Raw genomic sequence first — 5,556 nt, forward strand, 5'->3', positions numbered from 1 at the left:
GGTGTTTTAAAGACGTATGACTCCCTACGCACATACAGCAGCGCATTAGTCAAATTGGTCTGAAATTAACCTGAAGGTGGCGAATCTAGCGCCTTTCCGCTAGATAAACATTGAAAATTATTCCAAAAATGAATAATAATGACGTAGGTCATGATATTTTACTCTCCTTAAAGTAAATGTTGTGGCTTAGCTGGTAGTTGAGATTCGTGGTCTCTTCTATCAGCGCTTTTTTAAGTACAGATTTTTTAAACTGCATGGTTATATTATTTTATTCTTTGTCTGGTTTCAATCGTTTAGTAACGAATGGGACCAGATAATCTCATTTCAGTATTAAATACTTTCTTATATCCCGCTTTAATGAACTGTTCTGGATTTTATTATTCCCTGTTTTTTTTAAGAAAAATAAATGGAATTTATACTGCCGGTCTTTATAATTGTATTCTTTTTTATGGCTAAGTTATGCGCTCTTTTCTCTTATTTTTATTAATTTGCTCTACGGGTTATGCAGCATCACCTGATTCCTTTGCGCGTGCCTATTTATTCATGTCTGAGCATTACTCTATTACCTTAAGTAAATCACAATGCCAACTGACAGACCAAGTCTCAAACCTATCTGAAAATGAATGGTAAAAATGGTTCCTGCACCATCATTGGCACAAAAAATGGTATCGTTTCTAATCCTTTAACGGTAATGGCACCATGAAGACCGGAAATAATGCGTTGAAAACGAGCATCAAGATGAGCATTTTTTATGAACCGGGAAGGGTTAAATGCTATTTCGAAGAGAACTGTCTTCCTGATCATTTTCAACAACGTGACTTGAAAAGCAATTATGGAAATACATAGCAGCAGCCAGTGTCATAATTAACTCGATAGCGTAGCTCGTACATCTATGCCCGGCTGAAATTGTCTTTGGTTTTCTATCCTGAATATTTAACATAACATCGTCAGAATCTGTCGATACATTCTCTAATTCTTGGTGGAATTTTGATAACTACTTGATTTGATTGACTTCCCTAAATATGTATATTTTCAGAGGCGAGAGAAAATAATAAATTTTCGCCAATATGTTCGTCAAATTGCGGTTGATAACATGAGAATCTCGTAGGATGTATTAACACCTTTTGACAAACTAAAGATTAAAATATAGCATTACCTTGTTTTTAGATGGCGCGGGGTGTCGGAAAACAGGCTGAGAATTCACCCGTCGAACTTGATCTGAGTCATATCAGCGTAAGGACGCCTTCAATAAATCCATGTCTTATTAATTATTTTATGGGACAGGATCCCTTTTGCCATCTCCGAAATTATTCACATTCATATAGGAGTTATGGCTATGTCTTCTCATTTGTCTACTAGAACTACTTTATTATTGAATTGGTACGCTAATCCTTATCACACGCCAATTTTGGTGGCAGAACGGCTTGGTTTTTATTCAGAAGAAAACATCAAGCTCGCCATTTTAGAACCTGCTGATCCAAGTGATGTTACAGAGCTGGTTGGATTAGGCACTGTGGATTTTGGTGTAAAGGCCATGATTCATACGGTTGCAGCTAGGGCTAAGGGTTATCCTGTTACATCCATTGGCACATTGCTTGATGAGCCACCAACAGGATTGATTGCATTAAAATCAAGTGGCATTAATTCATTTCATGATATTGTCGGCAAGCGTGTTGGTTATATCGGTGAATTTGGTAAGAAAATTATTGATGACTTAGCTCGCCTTGCTGGTATTGATCCTAATAGCTATCAAGCAGTCCGAATTGGAATGAACGTTACCGATGCAATTTGTCGAGATATCATTGATACCGGTATTGGATTTATTAATTTTCAACGCATCGAATTAGAACAGCGCAAAGGTGAAACCGTATTTTTGCGTCTTGATCAATTAGCAGGTCTAGGCTGTTGTTGTTTTTGTTCCATCCAATTTATTGTGCCCGAAAAAACCTTGCAAAAACCTGAATTAGTTCGCGGCTTTCTTAATGCTACCCAACGAGGGGCTGCCTATACAACAGAGCACCCAGAAGAAGCCTATGAATTATTATGTCAGGCAAAACCACAATTACGTACGCCGATGTATCAAAAGATTTTTACTCACACATTGCCATTTTTTTCGCGTTCATTACACAACGTAGATAGAGATTGGAATAAAGTAGGGCGCTATACCCAGCACTTGAATATTATTGATAAACACTTTGATGTATCTCAATGCTACACCAACGATTTTTTACCTCAAGTACCTTACTCTGATTTAGAACCCATTGCTTGTTGTCTTGAAGTTGAAAAATAACAATGCAGGTAGGAATTTTTGGCAATAGCAGAAGTAACGAGCAGGGATCGCTTAACTAGTTCAAACGCATTTTATTGTGTTTTTTTGTTGTAATTCTTTAGATGAATCTATACATACAAGTCCTCTATTAAAACTGAAAAATGAGAATTTGTTTTCTCTTTGGGATAAGAAATAGTCTCGAGGTTGATTTGTACCATATTTATTGGGAACATTTTGCCGTTGGGGATCTCTAAAAAAAACGAATTTTCCATCAGGATAATGTATTTGCTCAAGCGTTTTTGAGGAAGCTTTATTTAGGGGATGTGCTGTTGCAATAAAAGAACTTTCCTCGCCCATATACTCGATAACTAGTTCACTAGCACGACGGGCTAAAGCTCTACCCTGTTGTGTTGGAGAAATACAAAATGCTAATTCGGTTCGTCCTTCAGTTGGAAAAATATTAAGTCTGCCTGCTATACCATCATGGGTAATTATCGTCCAAGTAAACCGAGATAAACGGCCTGTGTACTGATCGTACTGAAGTGTCAAATTTTGCTTCGCGCGATCTATGTGCATTGAAGTATATTCATCAAAGGTGAAACTTTTACCTGTACCAAAATATTGCATGACTTGCGGTTGGCTGAAAATCTCAGTATATAGTTTATATCGATGATCGGGCATGAGAGGGATCATCATTAATTGATCACCTGTGAGTGCATAGGGTGCCAATCCACAGGATAAAGGCCGGTCAATAGAGGATTTCTGTTGTTTTTCGGTCAATGATTGATGATATTTTGGCATTGATTTATCCTTATGATAAAAAGTAGGATTAATTTGCGATGTGACGCTTATCTAAAAACCTATTCGCAAAACCGTGAGGAGAATCTGCTTTTAAATTGAGTTCATCAAGAAAAACAAGCTTAAAATTAGATTTGCTCGCGAGTGAACTAACCTCTGGATTTTCTGGGTAATTTTTAAGAAGGGGAAAAAATAGCGATTGGCCAATGACATAGCGTTTATCATGGTTTTCAGGAGACATTCCCCATACATTTTGATAAGTAATCGCAGCAGCCCTATTGTTGTCAATATCTTTATTACCAACATACAACATAACATGGCCACCGATATAAATAATGGTCATCAATGGATGGCCTTTTTCTTTTAACAAGCTTATGCGTTCATCAATATTGTTTTTTGATAAGTCCAACGTTGAACTAAGTTGTGCTTGTTGCGCTGAATTTCTGGGAAGCCAAATACCAAATGGCGTGAATATGCTTTTGATCTCTTGAGAGCAATCATTAAAGAAAAAAGCGCCACCCCAGCCATAAGGTCGATTTTTTAATTGATTAATGATTTTGACCAAGTTTTTGGGCGAGGCAGTCAAAGGCACTACATTCGATGCATTTGTATTGATAATGCCAGTTTTTATCATGGCTTGATTATAGCCATTTTTAACGGGTATTAAGATGGAGGTTTGCTGGCTATTTCGTTCAATCATCGGAAATACAGATCCAATATAGCCGGTGAATTGGAATTGTTGGTGATCATCCACAATGCTTGTTTCTATTTGAGTGACTGCAATAAGGTTGTGTTGTGCTGCTGTTTCCCACTGGTTAATAAACACAGGTGAAACATATGCGATATCATTACTTTTAACCCAAGCAAAATAACCATCGGGCGTTAAAACTAATGACCATGCTTTGTCCTTTGATACACTAAAGACATAGAGTGGAGTAGCTGCCCAAATTGCTGATTCTTGCAAATTATCGAAAGGAAAACCCTGGCCAGGTAAGCTGGCATGAAAAAAATCAGGCGCTATATCAGGTAATGCACGCGCATAGGTATTTGCAACTGAAATTGCTCTATTTTCCTCCTTGAACTCACTGGAGGCGAGTGCATATAAATCCATGTTATCTCTTATTCTGCTCCACCAAATTTGGTCGTGCTCCTTGAAATTCTCCGCATAATGTTTATCTTCATTCGATTTGTTTTGATTGTTAAAATCTTCTAATATTTCGGGCTCAACTTTTTTCATCAACGCTAAGGCGGACGTTACCATTTGCCTGCTCCAAGGTGACAATCCTTGAGCATCACTAGAGTAATAATGATTGTAAAATTGCGTTAACTGTAGGTTTTGATATTCAGGGCTTAATAAAGTTTTATTGTAATCCTCTTTATCTGGAGATAAATAGTCATTTGCATTTTGAGAATAAGCGGTGATGGGAAAATCATAAATGGGTACTTCCATTGCAAAACATGCGGCAAAATAGAGGAATAAGAATGGTGCAAAGATGAATTTTGTTAAATGCCGCTTATCACATAGGGTGTAATTCATAAGATTTTGCTTCACAACAAAAGAGCTTCATGATATTAGAAAATAGGTTATGTGTCAATTAATCAATCAGCTCTGGATGATTGCAAATGAGCTCTAACTATCGGATATCATTAATAATTTGGCATTCGCTAACTTCGCCAACCGTGGGATGCATTGCTTTGGATAAGAAGCATTTATTTTAGCAGATTTTATTTGATTATTGCGGAAAGTAGAGCAACATGAGACTTAATTTTATGCGACATGTTACGTGATTTTAATGCGCTGAACCCTGTTGATAGCTATTCATTGGGCTCAGAAAAAAAAGTTAGCTAAGATCCAACTACAAGTAAGAACAGATAATATTAATGCAATTAATTTATACAAAAAATTTAATTTTGCCGTTGAAGGAACTATTATCAACTCTTTGCAGGTAACTCAAATTTTTTATGATGAATATTTGATGGGTTTAAATTTATTGTAACCTCAATAATTCTATCTGATTTTCATTAGTTGTAAGTAAAAACTTTGTTTTTTAATGGTTTAACTATTCAATTTTAAATTTATAAAGAGATTAGATTTTTGCCTGTTTTCTATGTTCTGCCAATCAGAAGTATTGGGATTATTTCTTTAATAAAATTTTTTGACCAAAGCAGTAGAATAGGTGAATAGCGAGTAACAGGCCCATGTATTACTTACAATCCGCCACAACTGGAGACCAGTCGATTTAATGACGGGGCGTTTTAAAGTGCCTATCCAATTCTATGCTACATAGGAATAAAGACCGTCACGTTCTTTATGAAGTTTTTTATTTCCAATTAATGAGTCTACTTTTTTAATATTATGTTTGGGAGTCGTTCGATTTGAGATACCTCGACCTAGAGCATTTATTGCAAAACATGCGGCAAAATAGAGGAATAAGAATGGTGCAAAGATGAATTTTGTTAAATGCCGCTTATCATATAGGGTGTAATTC

Annotated in this window: 5 protein-coding genes, 1 pseudogene and 1 riboswitch; of the genes and pseudogenes, 3 read left to right on the forward strand and 3 right to left on the reverse strand. The window is 36.4% G+C overall.

Translation table 11 applies throughout. From position 1 onward, the window contains the following. Window positions 1-459: 459 nt before the first annotated feature. Together WA877_RS05705 and WA877_RS05710 are read left to right on the forward strand one after the other, a co-directional pair. Window positions 460-630, forward strand: coding sequence for a hypothetical protein (locus tag WA877_RS05705; protein ID WP_425169970.1), 171 nt, complete (start codon window positions 460-462; stop codon window positions 628-630). A 533-nt stretch (window positions 631-1,163) separates the two neighbouring features. Then, a riboswitch (TPP riboswitch) is annotated at window positions 1,164-1,257 on the forward strand. A 73-nt stretch (window positions 1,258-1,330) separates the two neighbouring features. Then, window positions 1,331-2,290 carry an ABC transporter substrate-binding protein gene (locus WA877_RS05710; protein WP_425169971.1) on the forward strand — a complete coding sequence of 320 codons (960 nt, stop codon included), beginning with the start codon at window positions 1,331-1,333 and terminating at the stop codon, window positions 2,288-2,290. A gap of 60 nt (window positions 2,291-2,350) precedes the next feature. Here the strand turns inward: WA877_RS05710 and WA877_RS05715 are convergent, their stop codons facing one another. Both WA877_RS05715 and WA877_RS05720 read right to left on the reverse strand, forming a co-directional pair. Then, window positions 2,351-3,070, reverse strand: a complete 720-nt coding sequence (locus WA877_RS05715) for a GNAT family N-acetyltransferase (RefSeq protein ID WP_425169972.1) — start codon at window positions 3,068-3,070, stop codon at window positions 2,351-2,353. Window positions 3,071-3,098: 28 nt separating this feature from the next. Then, window positions 3,099-4,604 (reverse strand): SH3 domain-containing protein, encoded by a 1,506-nt coding sequence (locus WA877_RS05720; protein ID WP_425169973.1) that lies wholly within the window; start codon window positions 4,602-4,604, stop codon window positions 3,099-3,101. 271 nt (window positions 4,605-4,875) lie between these two features. Here WA877_RS05720 and WA877_RS05725 point away from each other — a divergent pair, with 271 nt between their 5' ends. Continuing rightward, the gene (locus WA877_RS05725; protein WP_425169974.1) at window positions 4,876-5,064 is read left to right on the forward strand and encodes a GNAT family N-acetyltransferase; all 189 of its coding nucleotides are present in this window, start codon (window positions 4,876-4,878) and stop codon (window positions 5,062-5,064) included. A gap of 278 nt (window positions 5,065-5,342) precedes the next feature. Here WA877_RS05725 and WA877_RS05730 read toward each other — a convergent pair. Next, window positions 5,343-5,556, reverse strand: a pseudogene (locus WA877_RS05730) (hypothetical protein); the annotation flags it as partial.

It is taken from the genome of Legionella sp. (assembly GCF_049790535.1).
Lineage (GTDB): Bacteria > Pseudomonadota > Gammaproteobacteria > Legionellales > Legionellaceae > Legionella.

Excerpts from the sequence above, each read along its gene's own strand:
- WA877_RS05720 (WP_425169973.1), bottom strand. The coding sequence starts at position 4,604 with ATGAATTACACCCTATGTGATAAGCGGCATTTAACAAAATTCATCTTT.
- WA877_RS05710 (WP_425169971.1), top strand. The coding sequence starts at position 1,331 with ATGGCTATGTCTTCTCATTTGTCTACTAGAACTACTTTATTATTGAAT.
- WA877_RS05715 (WP_425169972.1), bottom strand. The coding sequence starts at position 3,070 with ATGCCAAAATATCATCAATCATTGACCGAAAAACAACAGAAATCCTCT.
- WA877_RS05705 (WP_425169970.1), top strand. The coding sequence starts at position 460 with ATGCGCTCTTTTCTCTTATTTTTATTAATTTGCTCTACGGGTTATGCA.